Source organism: Pseudomonas sp. K5002, from assembly GCF_013386655.1.
GTDB lineage: Bacteria > Pseudomonadota > Gammaproteobacteria > Pseudomonadales > Pseudomonadaceae > Aquipseudomonas.
Genome location: NZ_JACARK010001114.1, coordinates 1 through 508 on the forward strand (window position 1 = coordinate 1; position 508 = coordinate 508).

General features: G+C 63.8%; 1 protein-coding gene. It reads left to right on the top strand.

All coding sequences use genetic code 11. From position 1 onward, the window contains the following. Positions 1-182: 182 nt before the first annotated feature. Positions 183-508 (top strand): MFS transporter (locus tag HX846_RS33830; protein WP_178967110.1); only part of this gene is annotated, 326 nt, incomplete at its 3' end.

Genomic DNA, 508 nt, shown 5'->3' on the forward strand with positions numbered 1-508 from the left:
TCCTTGCGTAGAAATCACCCACCCCCTCCCTGGATAGCTCCCCGCCTTACCTGGCCCAAATCCTGCCTGCATCACTCCCACCCAGTCGCTACTGACTACGCGGACGACTCTTTTGAGCCCCGCCGCCCAATCCCCGCCCCCGATAATCAAGCATCCCCTTACCACCGCCGAGGCCTTCCCCCATGACGAGCCCATCCACCGAACAGGTCAGCCCCCAAACCCTGCGCAGAGTGATCATCGCCGCCGGCATCGGTAATTTCGTGGAGTGGTTCGACTTCGCCGTCTACGGCTTTCTCGCCACCACCATCGCCCAGCAATTCTTCCCCAGCGGTGACGCCAGCGCGGCGTTGCTGAAGACCTTTGCGGTGTTCGCGGTGGCCTTCGCCTTCCGGCCCCTGGGCGGGATTTTCTTTGGCATGCTCGGCGACCGGATCGGGCGCAAACGCACGCTGGCCATGACGATTTTGCTGATGGCGGGCGCCACCACGCTGATCGGCCTGCTGCCCAC